Source organism: Rathayibacter sp. AY1F4 (assembly GCF_002931775.1).
Lineage (GTDB): Bacteria > Actinomycetota > Actinomycetes > Actinomycetales > Microbacteriaceae > Rathayibacter.
Window position 1 is genome coordinate 114,476 of the sequence record NZ_PSVE01000006.1, and the last position, 15,526, is coordinate 130,001.

A 15,526-nucleotide genomic window follows, 5' to 3' on the forward strand; every position below is an offset into this window, starting at 1 on the left:
TACTCGCGCGCGAGTCCTGCGACTTCCGCGGGGTCGTCCGCCGGGAGCGCGACGGCCGCGTAGCACCGCAGGCGCCAAGCGCAAGGGGCCCGCGCGAGCCGGAGGCCCGGCCTAGCGTGGAAGGAGCGGCGCCGCCGGTGGCGGCCCGCGGAGAAGACCGATGCAGAGGAGAGTCATGCCCGCCCTGACCGACACGTTCACGCTGTCCAACGGAGTCGCCATCCCGAAGATCGGGTTCGGCACCTGGCAGATCCCCGACGGCCCCGAGGCCTACGACGCGACGACCGCCGCGCTCGAGGCCGGCTACCGCCACATCGACACCGCCCGCGCCTACGGCAACGAGGCGAGTGTCGCCCGGGCCCTGCGCGACAGCGGCGTCCCGCGCGACGAGGTGTTCATCACCACCAAGCTCCCGGCCGAGGTGAAGGACTACGAGGGCGCGAAGGCGAGCTTCGAGACCACCATGGCGGCGCTCGAGCTCGACCACGTCGACCTGTACCTCATCCACGCCCCGTGGCCCTGGCAGGACATGGGCTCCGACCACCGCGAGGGCAACATCGCGGCGTGGAAGGCGATGGAGGAGATCCTCGAGGCCGGTCGCTCGCGCGCCATCGGCGTCTCGAACTTCCAGGTCGCCGATCTGGAGTCGCTGATCGCGGCGACCGACGTGGTGCCGCACGCCAACCAGATCCGCTGGTTCGTCGGCAACACCCAGGACGAGACGACCGCGTACTGCAAGGAGCACGGCATCCTCGTGGAGGGATACTCGCCGCTCGCGACGGGCGGCCTGCTCGACAACTCCGACATCGGCGAGATCGCCGCGAAGTACGACAAGTCGGTGGCGCAGCTCTGCATCCGCTACCTGCTCGAGAAGGGCGTGCTGCCGCTGCCGAAGTCGACGACGCCCTCGCGCATCGTCGAGAACGCCGACGTCGACTTCGAGATCTCGTCCGAGGACCTCGCGCACCTCGATTCGCTCGTCGACACGGAGTCCTGACCCGCGGGCGCCCGCTCCTGACGGGCCGGAGGCCGTCGCACTCGAGCTCGAGCGCGACGGCCTCCGTCGTCTCGGCGCGTCCTGCGCCGCCTCCGCTCGCGAGTGTGCAGGAGTCGTCGCACTCGACGTCGAGTGCGACGACTCCTGGCTTCTCGCCGAGGCGAGGCGGGCCGAGGCGGGGCGAGGCGGGGCGAGGCGGGCCGGGGCGGGCCCCGCCCGCCCCGCCCGGCGCCCGCGCGTCAGGCCAGGCGCAGCAGGCGGCAGCCGTGCGGCTCGAGCTCGAGCTCGACGGCGCCGCCGACGATCGGCAGGTCGGCGCTGCTCCAGACGTCGACGGCTGAGGTCGCGCCGGAGCAGCCCAGGTCGGCCAGGTGCGCGGAGTAGGACCGCGCCGACGAGCCCAGCCAGAACACTCCGCGCCACTGCTCGTCGCCGCGCCACGCCGACCACACCACCAGGTCGCCGTCGCGGACGATCTCGCGGCTGCCGTCGCTGCCGAGCAGCGCGAGGACGTCGTCGTTCGTCAGCAGCGCCAGGGTGTCGGCGGGCGTGTCCGGGAGGTGCCCGCCCATCATCAGCGGCGAGCGGAGCAGGCACCACAGCGTCACGAGCGTCCGCTGCTCCGCGGGCGTGAACCGCGAGAGCCGGTCCTCGCCCACGTGCGCGCGCACGCCGATCCGCCCCAGCGGCAGCATGTCGGCGTCGGCCCAGGCGCCGGGGCGCTGGTGCGGCGCCCAGCGCGCGGCCCGCTGGAACTGCTCGTGGAGGTGCGCCCAGTCGTCCCAGAAGTCGTCCGAGATCCGCCACATCTGCGCGGTCGACCGCAGCAGCTCGAGGTTCTCGAGCGAGAGCTGCTTGCCGGGGGAGAGGCTCAGCACCATCGGACGGCCGGTCGCGTCGATCGCGCGCGAGAGGGCGGCGATCTCCTCCGCCTGGATCGGCGGGTAGAGCACGTCGTCGAGCTTCACGAAGTCGACGCCCCACGAGGCCAGCTGCGCCATCACGGAGTCGTAGTACTGCTGCGCGCCGGGCGCGCTCATGTCGACTCCGTAGTTGTCCGGGTTCCACGGGCAGACGTTCCCGCGGTCGGCGATGTCGGCGCAGGTCGCCTCCGCCCCGAGCACCGGCAGGCCGAGCTCGGCCGCTCGGCGGGGGACGCCGCGCATCAGGTGCACCCCGAAGCGGAGGCCGAGGGCGTGCACGCGCGCGGCCAGCGCCGTGAACCCGCCCGTCGCCGCGGAGGGGAAGCGTCCGACGGCGGGCTGCGGGCGTCCCCAGTCGTCGAGCACCGGCTCCGACACCTCCTGGTAGTCGCTCGTGCCGGGATCGGGCTCGTACCACTGGATGTCGACGACGACCGTGTCCCAGCCGTGCGGCAGGAGGTGCTCGGCGAGGTACTCGGCGTTCGCGAGCACCTCCTCCTCCGTCACCGAGGCGCCGAAGCAGTCCCAGCTGTTCCAGCCCATCGGCGGGCGGAGGGCGGCCTCCGTGCGCGCGGCGATCACGAGAGCTCCAGCGTCACGGTCGCGAAGGAGTGCGCGGGCAGCGTGACGCGCAGGCCTGTCGCCGTGGTCTCGATGCCCTCGAGGGCGACGGGGCTCACCTCGTCGGCGGCGCCGGGCCGGTTGTGCGCGTCGGGGCGGTCGGCGGTGAGGAGGCGGCCGGTCGCGCCGGTCACGGTCCCGCCGCGGAAGTCGAGGGAGACCTCGAGCGGCTCCTCCAGGTCGACGTTGGTCAGCGAGACCAGCACGCGGCCGTCCTTCGTGGAGGCGGAGGCGGAGGCGACGGGGATCTCGCGTCCGTCGACCGCGTGCGTCGGGCCGGCGACCGTGGTCGGCAGCACCGTCGCGTCGTGGTGCCCCTTGTTCATCTCGAACACGTGGTATGTCGGCGTGCGGACCATCTCGCCGCCGTCCGGGTCGGTCAGCAGCATCGCCTGCAGCACGTTCACCGTCTGCGCGATGTTCGCCATCGTCAGGCGGTCGGCGAAGCCGTGGAAGACGTCGAAGTGCCAGGCCGCGACCATCGCGTCGCGGATCGTGTTCTGCTGGAAGAGGAAGCCCGGGTGGGTCCCCGGCTCCACGTCCCACCAGGTGCCCCACTCGTCGAGCACCATCCCGTACTTCTTCTCGGGGTCGTGGACGTCCATCACCGCGGCGTGCGAGCGGAGCAGCTCCTCGATCCCCTGCGCGGCCACGATCGTGCTCCAGTAGGTGTCCGCGTCGAAGTCGGTCGCGCTGCCCTTCGCGTGCCAGCTGCCGCCGATCGTGTAGTAGTGCACCGAGACCGACTCCCACGGCACGGAGGAGAAGGGGTGTCCCTCGATCTCCGGGATCACCTCCATCAGCGTCTGCGTCCAGTGGGTGTCGGCGCCGTCGGCTCCGGCCGCCACGCGGTAGAGCGGAGTGTCGTTGCCGCTCTGCACGAAGGTCCCGAACTGCCGCGCCAGGTCGGCGTAGGCGCCGGCGCGCATGTTGCCGCCGCAGCCCCAGGTCTCGTTGCCGAGCCCCCAGAAGCGGACGGTCCACGGCTCCTCCCGGCCGTGGGAGCGGCGCAGGTCGGCCATCGGCGACTTGCCCGCGCCGGTGAGGTACTCGGCCCAGTCCGCCATCTCCTGCACGGTGCCGGAGCCGATGTTGCCCGAGATGTAGGCGTCGGCGTCGAGCAGCTCGCAGAGCGCCATGAACTCGTGGGTGCCGAAGGAGTTGTCCTCCGCGACTCCGCCCCACTGCGTGTTGATCAGGCCGGGGCGCTCCTCGCGCGGGCCGATGCCGTTGGTCCAGTGGTAGCGGTCGGCGAAGCAGCCGCCGGGCCAGCGGAGGTTGGGGATGTCGAGGGCGCGGAGGGCTTCGACGACGTCCAGGCGGATCCCGCCCTCGTTCGGGACGGGCGAGTCCTCGCCGACCCAGAAGCCGTCGTAGATGCACCGGCCGAGGTGCTCGGCGAAGTGGCCGTAGAGGTGGCGGCTGATGGTGGCGCCGGGGCGGTCGAGGTCGACGGTGACGGTGCTGTTCACGGGGTGCTCCAGAGTGGTGGCGGACGGATCGGCAGCGGTGGCGGCGGTGTCGAGGACGCCGGGGTCGGCGGCGGTGCTCACGCGGTCTCTCGGACGAGCCGCAGGACGATCGCGCGGTCGGCGTGGAAGGTCGGCAGGTCCAGGCCCGCCTCGCCCAGCAGACTCCCCGAGTAGGCGGGGGCTGGGGCGTCGGAGTCCAGCGGCACCGTCGACTCCAGCCAGTGCGGGCTCTGCCAGGGCGGGCCGAGCGAGCCGGGGCGCGCGGTCTCGATCCGGTAGCGCGCCCGCGGATCCAGGCCCGGGAGGCGGACGCGGCGGCGCGAGTCCGCGGTCAGCGCGGGCGTGACCAGCGTGTACAGCGCCTCCGAGCCGTCCGGCGCGACGACGCCGCGCAGCGACGGCGCGTCGGGGTCGGAGTCGTCGCCCCCGACGACCCGGCCGGTCGCGATCAGGCCGCGGTGCTCGCGGTACGCCGCGATCCAGCCCGCCAGCACGGGCTCCTCCTCCGCGTCCAGCTCGCGGAGGTCCCACTCGATCCCGAAGTGGCCGAGGAAGGCGATCGCGCAGCGGGTGTGCAGGTCGCTGGTGCGACCGGTGACGGAGTTGACCGGCGAGGCGACGTGCGAGCCGAGCATCTCCGGCGGCACGAGCAGCCCGGTCCAGCGCAGCATCCGCGAGCGGTCCAGCGGGTCCTGGTTGTCGGAGGTGTGCACGCGGTCGGTGCGCTCGAGGATCCCCAGGTCGACCCGGCCGCCGCCGGAGGCGCAGCTCTCGATCTCGAGCTCCGGGTGCCGGGCGCGCAGCTCGTCGATCAGCCGGTACAGCGCCAGCGTCTGCTCGTGCACCGCGGCCGTCCCGGTGGCGGGGTGGCCCGCGTCGATCAGGTCGCGGTTGTGGTCCCACTTGAGGTACGCGACGCCGAGGTCGGCGACCAGGCCGTCGAGCACGCCGAGGATGTGCGCGAACGCGTCGGGGTTCGTCAGGTCGAGCACCTGCTGGAAGCGGAACCGCGGCGGCAGCTCCTCGCGGGCCCGCAGGATCCAGTCGGGATGCGCGCGGGCGAGGTCGGAGTCCTCGTTGATCATCTCGGGCTCGACCCAGAGGCCGAACTCCATGCCCAGGCCGCGGACGTGCTCGGCGAGGGGGAGGAGGCCGTCGGGCCAGGCGACGGGGTCGGGCGTCCAGTCGCCGAGGCCGGCGCGGTCGTCGCTGCGGCCGAGGAACCAGCCGTCGTCGAGCACGTAGCGCTCGACCCCGAGGGCGGCGGCGCGGTCGGCCAGCTCGGCGAGGACGGCGAGGTCCTGGTCGAAGTAGACCGCCTCCCAGACGTTGAGCGTCACCGGGCGCGGCCGGCGCGAGGAGCGGGAGACCCCGCGGAGGTGGGCGTGGAAGCGTGCGGCCGCGGCGTCGAGGCCGTGGCCGAAGCTGCCGGAGATCCAGGGGGAGGAGTAGCTCTCGCCGCTCGCGAGGCGCACCTCGCCGGGCAGGAGCAGCTCGCCGCCGCGGAAGGCGAGCCAGCCGTCGCCGCGCTCCACCGCGTGCTCGTGGTTGCCGCCGATGCCGACGTGGCAGAGCCAGACCCGGCCGTCGGCGGAGTCGAAGCCGGGGGTGCCGACCGCGACGACCGTCGTCGCGTCCAGGCCGGTGCGGCCGCGCCGCGAGGAGCGGGAGTGGGTGCCGGTGACGACGGGGTGGCGCTGGGGGATCTTCTCGGTGCCCCAGCGGCCGGAGAAGTCCAGGATCTCGCGGGCCTCGGTCGGGATCCGGAGGGCGGGGTCGACGCCGATCACCTCGAGGTGCCCGGCGCCGTCGTTGCGGACCGAGACGCGGGTCCTGAGCAGTCCGGCAGGAGAGAGAACGATCTCTAGGACGACCCCGATCCGGGCCTGCGCGTCGTGCGCCTCGACGGTCACGGCGGCGCTGCCGGCCTGCGCGACCGCGCCCTCCGCGAGGGCCTCCCCGTCCACCGAGACGGTGTCCACGGTCAGCCTCGGCGACCAGCCGGCGCCTTCCCGGTGCACCCGGAGACCCGGCAGGCCGGCCCAGCCGAAGGTGTGCTCGGGCAGGATCCCGGGCTCGTAGGGGACGTCGGAGGAGCCCTCGATCCCCGTCCGCACGGGAGTTCTTGCGAAAGCTGCGAGGTCGTCGTCGCTCGCGTCGAGTCGCGGACCCCAGTGCAGCAGCACGGGCAGGTCGCCTCCCGACTGAGTGAGGAGGGCGGACACGTCATCGGCGACGAGATGGATCACTCTCGGGGATTGCATGTCCCCATTCCTATCGTCGATCCTGGTCTGAGTACAGCGAGAGATCGATCTCGACCCCCGGTCGGATGGACCACCGCGCGGATCGACCCGCGCCGATCGACCACCGCTCGCACCGCGCACCCCACCACCCACCGCTCGCACCGCGCACCCCACCACCCACCGCCTCGACGAGGAGCACCCATGCCGCTGACCCACCCGGCCCCGCACGAGACCCGCCTGGAGCGCGGGGTGCTCGACGCGCGGCGGCGGCTCAACCGCGACTACCTCCTCTCGCTCACCGACGAGGGGCTGCTGCAGAACTTCCTGATCGAGGCCGGGATCGGCGACCAGGGCTGGCACCTGCACCCCTCGCAGGACTCGCGCGAGGCCCGCGGCCTCGACCGGCACTGGGGCTGGGAGACGCCGGGCTCGCAGCTGCGCGGGCACTTCCTCGGCCACTGGCTCTCCGCAGCGGCCCGCGAGGTCGCGGTCACCGGCGACCCGCTGCTGCGCGTCCGGATCGACTCCGTGCTCGACGGACTCGAGCGCTGCCAGGAGGAGAACGGCGGCGGCTGGATCTGGGCGATCCCGCGCGGCTACCTCGACCGCCTCGCGACCGGCCGCCCCGTCTGGGCGCCGCAGTACGCGATGCACAAGCTGCTGATGGGCCTCGTCGACCTGCACCTCGACCTCGGCGACGAGCGGGCGCTGTGGATGGCGCGGGCCGCCACGGTCCCGCTGCTGGAGTGGGTCCGCGGATTCGACGACGCCGCGTTCCAGGAGATCCTCGAGGTCGAGACCGGCGGCATGCTCGAGGTCTGGGCCGACCTCCTCGCGATCACCGGCGATCCCGTCTACACCGAGCTGCTGGGCCGCTACGACCGCCGCTCCCTCTTCGAGGGCTTGCTCGAGGGCCGCGACGTGCTGACCAACATGCACGCCAACACCACGATCCCCGAGGTGCTCGGCGCCGCCCGCGCCTACGAGGTCACCGGCGACGAGCGCTGGCGGAGGATCGTCGAGGCCTACTGGGAGCAGGCGGTCACCCTCCGCGGCACCTTCTGCACGGGCGGTCAGACCTCCGGCGAGATCTGGACGCCGCCCTTCGCGTTCGCCGCTCGCCGCGGCGAGAAGACGCAGGAGCACTGCGTCGTCTACAACATGATCCGGCTGGCCGACGTGCTGCTGCGCTGGACCGGCGACCTCGCCTACGCCGACTACATCGAGCGGAACCTCTGGAACGGCCTCCTCGCCCAGCAGAACCCGCGGACCGGGATGGTCGCCTACTTCCTGCCGCTCGAGGGCGGCGCCCGCAAGGACTGGGGCAGCCCGACCGAGGACTTCTGGTGCTGCCACGGCACGCTGGTGCAGGCGCACACGCGCCACTCCGGGCTCGTCTTCTACCGCGGCGGCGACGCCGAGCTGACGATCGCGCAGCACGTCGACGCGAGCCTGCGCCTGCCGACCGCCGCCGGCGACGCGGCGGTGCGGGTCGAGGTGCTCGACACCGCCGGCTACGTCGGCCCGGACGCCAACGCGGGTGCCGCGGGCGACGTGCACCGCCCCACCGCCTCGCGGATCCGGGTCGAGATCGTCTCGGAGGAGGGGGTCGCGCTGCACGTGCGGCTGCGGGTGCCGGAGTGGACCGTCGGCGAGCCGGGGGTCGCGGGCGACGCCGAGCGCGTCCGGGCGGGCGACGGCGCGCTCCTGATCGAGCACCCCGGCGGCCGCACGAGCGTCGACCTCGCCTTCGGCACCGTGATCCGCGCCGTGCCGATCCCGGACGAGCCGGGCACGGTCGCCTTCGTCGAGGGCCCGATCGTGCTGGCCGGCCTCGTCGACCGCGAGATCGCGCTGCGGGGGCGCCTCGAGGACGCCACCGCCCTGCTCGCCCCCGACAACGAGCGGCAGTGGACCCAGTGGCTGCGCGGCTACCGCGCCGTCGGCCAGCCCGCCGCCGTCCGCTTCCGGCCTCTGCACGAGGTCGTCGACGAACCCTTCTCGCTCTACTTCCCGGTCTCGGCCGGGAGCTGATGGACAGGATCCCCTCCGTGACCTGCGCTCCGCGCTCGTGACCGCCTCCACCGCCGTCCGGGCGATGCCCCGCGGCCGCCTCCTGCTGCCGATCTTCGCGATGCTCGTCGGCTTCGGGCCGCTCACCATCGACCTGGTGCTGCCGTTCCTGCCGACGCTGCAGGACGATCTCGGCGTCTCGGTGGCGACCGCCCAGCTGGTCGTCACTGGCGCCACCTTCGGCTTCGCGGCCGGCCAGCTCGTCTCAGGACCGCTCAGTGACGCGGTCGGCCGCAAGTGGCCGCTCGGCGTCTCGGCGGCGCTGCACATCGCGGCGAGCCTCGTCGCGGCGATGACCTCCGACACCGCCGTGCTGCTCTCGGCCCGCTTCGTCCAGGGCGCCGCCTGCACCGCCGCGGGCGTCGTCGTCACCGCCATCGTCCGCGACCTCTACAGCGGCAAGCGGCTCGTCACGATGCTCGCGAACCTCGCCGTGATCGTCTCGGTCTTCCCGATCCTGGTGCCCTCCGTCGGCGCGCAGCTGACCAAGGTGATCGACTGGCGCGGCTCCTTCCTCGCGGTCGCCGCCTGGGGAGCGGTCGCGACCGTGATCGCGCTCCTGGTGCTGCCCGAGACGCTGCCCCGCGAGCGGCGGCACCAGGGCGGGCTCGGCCCGTCGCTGCGCAACTCCTTCGGGATGCTCCGCCGGCCGCGCGTGCTGGCGCTCGCCGCCGCCTCGGCCGCGGGCTGGTCGGTCGGCTTCGCGTATCTCGCGACCGCTCCCTTCCTCTACACGAACGTCTATGCGGTCGGGCCCGACCTGTACGGGCTGCTGTTCCTGGTCACCTCGCTCGTGACGATCGCGGTCGGGCAGACGACGGGACGGGTGATCGTGCCCCGGTTCGGACCCCGGTTCGCGATGTTCGCCTCGGCGATCGTCACGGCGCTCGGCGCCGTCGTGGTCGCGGTGCTCGCGCTCACCGGCACGCAGCCGCTGCTCGTCGTCGTCGGCGCGCTGACGTTCGCGCTGGCCGGCCGCTCGCTCGGCTTCGCCCCGGTGCAGTACCTCTCGCTGCAGGGCCCGTCGAGCGAGGCGGGCAGCGTCACGGCGATCCTCGGCACGGTCAGCTTCACGGCGGCCGGACTGGTGATGCCGGTGATGGGCGCGTGGGCCGAGATCTCGCTGATCCCGTTCGCGATCCTGCTGCTGCTCGCGGGGCTGGTCGAGGGCGGCGTCGCGCTGCTGTTCCGGCCGGGCTCGCGGCGCTTCGATCCGGGGGCGCAGCGGCTCGAGGACGAGCCGGCCGGGGCCGCCCGACCGGCCGGCCCCCGCGCGCACGACGAGAAGAGCTGAGATGACCCTCCGGGAAGGGACCACCGTGGAACTGCGCTCCGGCGACTACACCCTCCGCGTCGAGGCGGGCGGCCTCGAGGTGCTCGCGGGCGAGCGCGTCCTCTACGCGAACGACCGGCCGCTGCGCGTCACGGTCAAGACCGTCGCCGCGATCAGCGAGTACTCCGGCGCGCCCTACGACGACGTCTCGCTGTCGGAGGGGGCGATCACCGCGAGCGGGACGATCACCGTCCGCTCCGGGTCGGCCTTCGCCGTCACCGACGTCTGGCGCGTCGCGGGCGACGGCTTCTCCGTGCACCGCGACGTCGAGGTGCTGGCGGCCGGCGGCGACCTCGGCTTCTCCACCGCCGTCTCGCTCGGGCTGACCGGGTCCGACGACCTCCGCGACTACGAGTGCTTCGCCCCCGGCGCCTGGTACCGCGACAACGCCTTCGGGCCCGCCGACGCGATGGGCCGCGACCCCGGCAGCGAGTACTTCTGGCGCACCGAGACGCACTACGCGCTGCCGCTGTTCGCCGCGCAGAGCCTCGCGACCGGCGAGACCGTGGCGCTCTCGCGCTGGGCGGCCGACGCGACGCTGCCGCGCCTGGACGTGGTCCGCTCGGAGAACTTCACCGACCCGGAGTGCACCGTCGGCTCGATCGGCCTGAGCCGCCCGCAGGGCACGACGCTGAACTACCTCTACTACGGCTTCGGCGTGCGGACCCCGCTCGACGTGCCGCCCGCGGGCCTGTCGATCGACTACGTCCACCCGGGCGCCGACGGCGAGCGCCCGATCGACAACCCCTACTCCGGCCTCGACTACGACGCCGCCCCGAAGGCCCTGCAGCGGGTGAACCACCCGGTCGAGGTCGGCTTCCGCCAGCGCTACGCGGTCGCGGTCGACCTCGGCCGGCACGACGATTTCGCGACGATGATGCGCGCCACCTGGCGCAGCACCTACGCCCGGCTCCGCGACGACCTGTTCGAGGTCGACAACGAGCGGCACTTCCACCACGGCATGGCGATCCTCCAGCGCCTCACCCGCCGCTACGGCGACTCCTGGGGCCTGCCGTTCGCCTGTCAGCTGCCGGACCTCGACGTCTCGAGCGTCTCCTTCCAGTTCGGCTTCGTCGGGCAGCAGCCGGGCATCGGCTACCAGCTGCTGCGCTACGGCGACCGCGAGGGCGTGCCGGAGGCGTTCGAGCAGGGCGTCGGCATCGTCGACTTCTGGGCGCGGACCGCGCTGCCCGAGTCGGGCCCGCCGCGGATGTGCTTCAACCCCTCGCTCGGCGGCTTCGAGCCGTACCCGCACTACCTGCGGATGCTCGCCGACGGCGTCGAGGCGATCCTCGACGCCTACCTGCACCTGCGCGACCTCGGCGACGAGCGCCCGCTCTGGCTCGAGTTCTGCCGACGGACCGCCGACTGGCTGCTCGAGGTGCAGGACGCCGACGGCAGCTTCCACCGCGCCTACAACGCCGACGGCTCGGCGCGGATGGACTCGCGCTCGAACACCCCGAGCGTGATCCGCTTCCTCGTGCAGCTGCACCTCGTGACGGGGGAGGGGCGCTACCGCGCGTCCGCCGTGCGCGCCGGCGAGTGGTCGTTCGCGAACATCCACCGCACGCTGGAGTACCGCGGCGGCACCTGCGACAACGCCGACATTCAGGACAAGGAGGCGGGCATCTACGGGCTGTTCGGCTTCCTCGCGCTGTACGACCTGACGGAGGAGCCGCGCTGGCTGGAGGGCGCCGTCCGCGCCGCCGACTACACGGAGACCTGGACCTACGCGTGGTCCTTCCCGGTCCGCGCGCCCTGGGCGCATCCCTTCAACCGGTACTCGATCAGCGGACAGAGCATCATCACCCTCGGCGGCGGCGCCGACGTCTACATGGCGGCCTGCTCGTACAGCTACTACCGACTGCACCTGATCACGGGCGACGAGCACTACCTCGATTTCGCCGAGTTTCTGCACCGCAACACCCGCCAGTCGACCGACGTCGACGGCAGCATCGGCTACGCGATGCCCGGCCTCGGCCACGAGAGCGGCGACTTCGCGACCCAGACCCTGCGCAGCCACCACCACTGGCTGCCCTGGTGCACCTTCGTCGAGGTCGACCCGGCCTCGCGCCTGCGCGACACCTTCGGCGTTTACGAGATCGCCGACGCGCAGCGCCTGCCCGCCGCCGAGCGGGCGGCCCGCAACCGCGTCTACGACCGCTACGGGCACTAGCGGAGCTGACCCGACCCACCGCATCCGGCGCGCGTCTCGTTCTCACGTCGACGCGGCCACACGGCGGGTCCGGCGGCCAGCGGGGACGACACCCGGTGCGCTGCTCCGCCTCCGTCGGCGGACCGGAGCTCGTTCCGCGTGCCGCAGCCGGACCCTCCGCAGCGCCCTCAGCCGCGCCACTCCACGTCGACGCGCACCGCCTCCGCACCGAGCTCCAGCCCGCCCGACACCTCGCGCCCGTCGACGCGCAGCACCGCGTCGCGCAGCGTGCGCACCCGCGTCCCGCCCGCCGGTGCCAGCCACTCCGCGCTCGGCACCCGCCGCACCCACAGCGACGCCCGCCCCGGCGACCACTCCAGCCGGTCCACGACCACCCCGCCGCGCGCGCGCAGCCCCGTCACGGCACCCCGCGCCCACGCGGACGGCAGTGCCGGCAGGACCGTCAGCGTCTCGTCATCCGATCCCAGCAGCATCGCCGCCACGAGCCCCGGCAGTCCGCCGCTGGCGTCGAGGTTGAAGATCCGCCCCGCGTCGTGCCGGGTCGTCAGCGTCGGTGACCAGTGCTCGACCGCGAGCCACTCCGCGCAGGTCAGCGCTGCCTCCCCGTCACCCAGCGCCGCCGCCGCGACGCCCACCTGCACCAGCCCGAACGCCATCTCCATCCGCCCGGGAGGAGCGGTCGGCGCCTCGGCCCGCCACGCGATCTTCGCCGCCACCGTCGCCGCCGCGGCGGCCCGCAGCCGCAGCGCGGAGGCGCCGGGGCCCTCGAAGGCCGCGTCGCCCGCGTACCAGAGCGGGTACAGCTGCGACGCGTGCCGGTGCGCGATCTCCTCCGCGAACCGCGGGTCGATCCACTCCGCCAGCGTGCCGTCCTCGGCGACCCGGTACTCCGGCAGCTCCGCGACCACCCGCGCCCAGCGCTCGTCGAGCGAGTCGTCGCCGCGGGCCCGGCCGAGCAGCGCCGTCGCCCGCGCGGCGTCCCACAGCACAGCGACGTCGATCGACGCATCGACCGCTATCGGCGAGCGCGCACCACCCGGTGTGTTCTCGGGGGAGTAGGAGGGGACGATCCGGCGCACCCCGTCGACCACGGTCGTCCCGGTCTCGGCGAAGCGCAGCACGCCCTCGGCCAGCTCCCACAGCCGGTCGTCGACGATGCCGCGGTCCCCCGTGGCCGCGACGGCGTCGGCGGCCAGGCGCAGCACCCAGCCGCCGCAGCCCGTCCAGAAGAGGTGCGGGTAGCTCGCCGCGAAGTGGTCGGCGCGGCCGTGGGTCGACATCCGCGACGGAAGGAGCATCCCCTCGGCCCCGTAGACGAGGCGCGCGTTGTCGCGGTAGTCGTCGAGGTGCGGCAGCACCAGCTCCAGGATCGACAGCGCCAGCTCGGGCGTGCCGGTCGGGATCATCCCCGCCATCGCGCCGTTCTGCACGTTGCCGTTCAGCGTGTAGTCGGCGGACCACGCCGGCCGCCAGGTGCCCTGCCAGACGCCCTGCAGCGTCGGCGGCAGCTCGCCGGTCGACGCGACGATGTTCGCGCGGCCGCTGAGGTACGCGAGCTCGACGACGCGGCGGCGCGCGCCCTCGTCGCCGGCGCGGGCCTCCGCCCAGAGGTCCTCGGTGAGCACCGCGGAGGAGGCTCCGGCGAGATCGAGTGAGGAGGCGCCGACCAGCCGGCCGTGCCCGTGGCGCTGGGCCTCGCGCAGCTCCGCCCAGGAGGCGTCGCCGCCCGTCGGCTCGCCGCCCGCACGCTCCCGGCCCGTCGGCTCGTCGCCCGCCAGCGACAGATCGACGCGGAGGAGCGCGCCCGCCCCGGCCGCGACCGGCACCGTCGAGCGGGTCACGACGCCCTCCACGTCCCACGGCGCCCCGGTCGCCGCGGTGACCGTCGCGCGGATCCGCTCGCCTCCGGTCTCGGCGCTCCCGGTCCCGGCGACGGCCAGCAGTCGCCCGACCGCACCGCCCTCGACCGTCGCCTCGACCACGGCCGACGCGTCCGGCACGCCCGTGTCGAACGAGGTCGCGTCCCCGGCGCCCAGCCCGAGCTCGACCGTGCTCTCGCCGTCGCGCTCCGACTCCACCCGCAGCCGGACGCTCTCGCCCCCGTGCGGAGCGATCAGTCGCACCGCGTGCCGCCCGCCGTCGAGGTCGGTCCACTCGACCGCGACCTCGCCCAGCAGCGGGTCGAGTAGGCGCCGGCTCGACGCGACCCCGCCGGCCGTGCGGATCGACAGCGTCGCGCACAGCCCGAGCGGATCGGTCCAGATCAGGCCGCCGTCGTAGCCGCTCGCCCGCGCCCCGCGCTCGAGCAGGTCGCTCGCCGCGTCGGCGTCCCCGGCCAGCAGGGCACTCCGCAGCTCGTCCCGCACCGGGGCGAGGTCCGGGGCGGCGGGCCGCGCGTTGACGGGGAGGAAGTAGCGCTCGTGCGCCAGCGAGACGGTGAGCGAGTCGGCCGGGCCGTGCACCACGGCGCCGACGCGGCCGCTGCCGACGATCAGGCCCTCCTCCCAGGTCGGGGCCGCAGTGGCGGTGACGAGGGTGGGCGTGCGCGACAGTGCGCCGGCGATCGGGGCGATGATCGGTTCCTTTCGGGCTCGCGGGAGTGCCTGATATGTTGCGTGAACCCTCAAATTACCTCTCCCGGTGCGACGGCGCGCGGGAGTCGAGAGTTAGGAATCCGCGATGACGCGACCGATCACCCTCTTCACCGGCCAGTGGGCGGACCTCCCCTTCGAGGAGGTGGCGCGCCTCGCGGGGGAGTGGGGCTACGACGGCCTCGAGATCGCCTGCTGGGGCGACCACATCGACGTGGCGCGCTGGGACGACGCGGAGTACGTGCAGAGCCGGAAGGACATCCTCGAGCGCAACGGCCTCCAGGTCTTCGCGATCTCGAACCACCTCACCGGCCAGGCGGTCTGCGACGACCCGATCGACGAGCGCCACCGCGACATCCTCAGCGACCGCGTCTGGGGCGACGGCGACCCCGAGGGCGTCCGGCAGCGCGCCGCCCAGGACCTCAAGGACACCGCCCGCTTCGCCGCCGCGCTCGGCGTGACGCAGGTCAACGGCTTCTCCGGCTCGTCGATCTGGAAGGGCGTGGCCATGTTCCCGCCCGCCTCCGACGAGTGGATCGCCGCCGGCTACCAGGACTTCGCCGACCGCTGGAACCCGATCCTCGACGTCTTCGAGGAGGTCGGCGTCCGCTACGCGCTCGAGGTACACCCGAGCGAGATCGCCTACGACTACTGGACCGCCAAGCGCACCCTCGAGGCGATCGGCCACCGCGCCTCGTTCGGCTTCAACTTCGACCCGTCGCACTTCGTCTGGCAGCAGCTCGACAGCGTCGCGTTCGTGCTCGACTTCGCCGACCACATCTTCCACGTGCACGTGAAGGAGTCGGTCACCAACCTCGACGGCCGCAACGGCGTCCTCGGCTCGCACCTGCCGTGGGCGAACCCGCGCCGCGGGTGGACCTTCGTCTCGACCGGGCACGGCGCCGTCCCGTGGGAGCCGGTGTTCCGCGCGCTCAACGCGATCGGCTACACCGGCCCGACCAGCGTCGAGTGGGAGGACGCCGGCATGGACCGCCTCGACGGCGCCCCCGAGGCCCTGGCCTTCGTGCGGAAGCTCAACGCGATCACGCCGCCGGCCGACGCCTTCGACGCGGCGTTCTCGACCTCGCGCGACTGAC

At 73.5% G+C, this 15,526-nt stretch carries 9 protein-coding genes; 5 read left to right on the plus strand and 4 right to left on the minus strand.

Features of this window, described 5'->3' with window-relative positions:
- Positions 1-175: 175 nt before the first annotated feature.
- Positions 176-997: an aldo/keto reductase gene (locus C5C59_RS05440; RefSeq protein ID WP_104238441.1), complete on the plus strand. Its 822-nt coding sequence runs from the start codon at positions 176-178 to the stop codon at positions 995-997.
- Positions 998-1,236: 239 nt separating this feature from the next.
- Here the strand turns inward: C5C59_RS05440 and C5C59_RS05445 are convergent, their stop codons facing one another.
- The 3 genes from C5C59_RS05445 to C5C59_RS05455 form a co-directional block, all read right to left on the minus strand.
- A complete protein-coding gene (locus tag C5C59_RS05445) occupies positions 1,237-2,502 on the minus strand; it encodes a glycoside hydrolase family 27 protein (protein ID WP_258062604.1) in 1,266 nt (421 codons plus the stop codon).
- Positions 2,499-4,013: an alpha-N-arabinofuranosidase gene (locus C5C59_RS05450; RefSeq protein ID WP_104238453.1), complete on the minus strand. Its 1,515-nt coding sequence runs from the start codon at positions 4,011-4,013 to the stop codon at positions 2,499-2,501. Before C5C59_RS05450 ends, C5C59_RS05445 begins: the two co-directional genes overlap by 4 nt.
- Positions 4,014-4,090: 77 nt before the next feature.
- Positions 4,091-6,277, minus strand: a complete 2,187-nt coding sequence (locus C5C59_RS05455; RefSeq protein ID WP_104238442.1) for an alpha-galactosidase — start codon at positions 6,275-6,277, stop codon at positions 4,091-4,093.
- Positions 6,278-6,457: 180 nt separating this feature from the next.
- Here C5C59_RS05455 and C5C59_RS05460 point away from each other — a divergent pair, with 180 nt between their 5' ends.
- The 3 genes from C5C59_RS05460 to C5C59_RS05470 are packed head-to-tail and all read left to right on the plus strand — an operon-like array spanning position 6,458 to position 11,838.
- Complete coding sequence (locus tag C5C59_RS05460) at positions 6,458-8,290, plus strand: beta-L-arabinofuranosidase domain-containing protein (protein WP_181134832.1); 1,833 nt, start codon at positions 6,458-6,460, stop codon at positions 8,288-8,290.
- A gap of 37 nt (positions 8,291-8,327) precedes the next feature.
- Positions 8,328-9,623, plus strand: coding sequence for a multidrug effflux MFS transporter (locus C5C59_RS05465; RefSeq protein WP_104238444.1), 1,296 nt, complete (start codon positions 8,328-8,330; stop codon positions 9,621-9,623).
- A 1-nt stretch (position 9,624) separates the two neighbouring features.
- Complete coding sequence (locus C5C59_RS05470; RefSeq protein ID WP_219812442.1) at positions 9,625-11,838, plus strand: hypothetical protein; 2,214 nt, start codon at positions 9,625-9,627, stop codon at positions 11,836-11,838.
- Between the two features lie 167 nt (positions 11,839-12,005).
- Here C5C59_RS05470 and C5C59_RS05475 read toward each other — a convergent pair whose 3' ends face one another.
- A complete protein-coding gene (locus C5C59_RS05475; protein ID WP_104238445.1) occupies positions 12,006-14,465 on the minus strand; it encodes a glycoside hydrolase family 95-like protein in 2,460 nt (819 codons plus the stop codon).
- A 52-nt stretch (positions 14,466-14,517) separates the two neighbouring features.
- Between C5C59_RS05475 and C5C59_RS05480 the strand changes: the two genes are divergently transcribed.
- Positions 14,518-15,525 (plus strand): sugar phosphate isomerase/epimerase, encoded by a 1,008-nt coding sequence (locus C5C59_RS05480; protein ID WP_104226056.1) that lies wholly within the window; start codon positions 14,518-14,520, stop codon positions 15,523-15,525.
- The last annotated feature ends 1 nt before the right edge of the window (position 15,526 follow it).

Excerpts from the sequence above, each read along its gene's own strand:
- C5C59_RS05440 (WP_104238441.1), top strand. The coding sequence starts at position 176 with ATGCCCGCCCTGACCGACACGTTCACGCTGTCCAACGGAGTCGCCATC.
- C5C59_RS05455 (WP_104238442.1), bottom strand. The coding sequence starts at position 6,277 with ATGCAATCCCCGAGAGTGATCCATCTCGTCGCCGATGACGTGTCCGCC.
- C5C59_RS05460 (WP_181134832.1), top strand. The coding sequence starts at position 6,458 with ATGCCGCTGACCCACCCGGCCCCGCACGAGACCCGCCTGGAGCGCGGG.
- C5C59_RS05470 (WP_219812442.1), top strand. The coding sequence starts at position 9,625 with ATGACCCTCCGGGAAGGGACCACCGTGGAACTGCGCTCCGGCGACTAC.
- C5C59_RS05480 (WP_104226056.1), top strand. The coding sequence starts at position 14,518 with ATGACGCGACCGATCACCCTCTTCACCGGCCAGTGGGCGGACCTCCCC.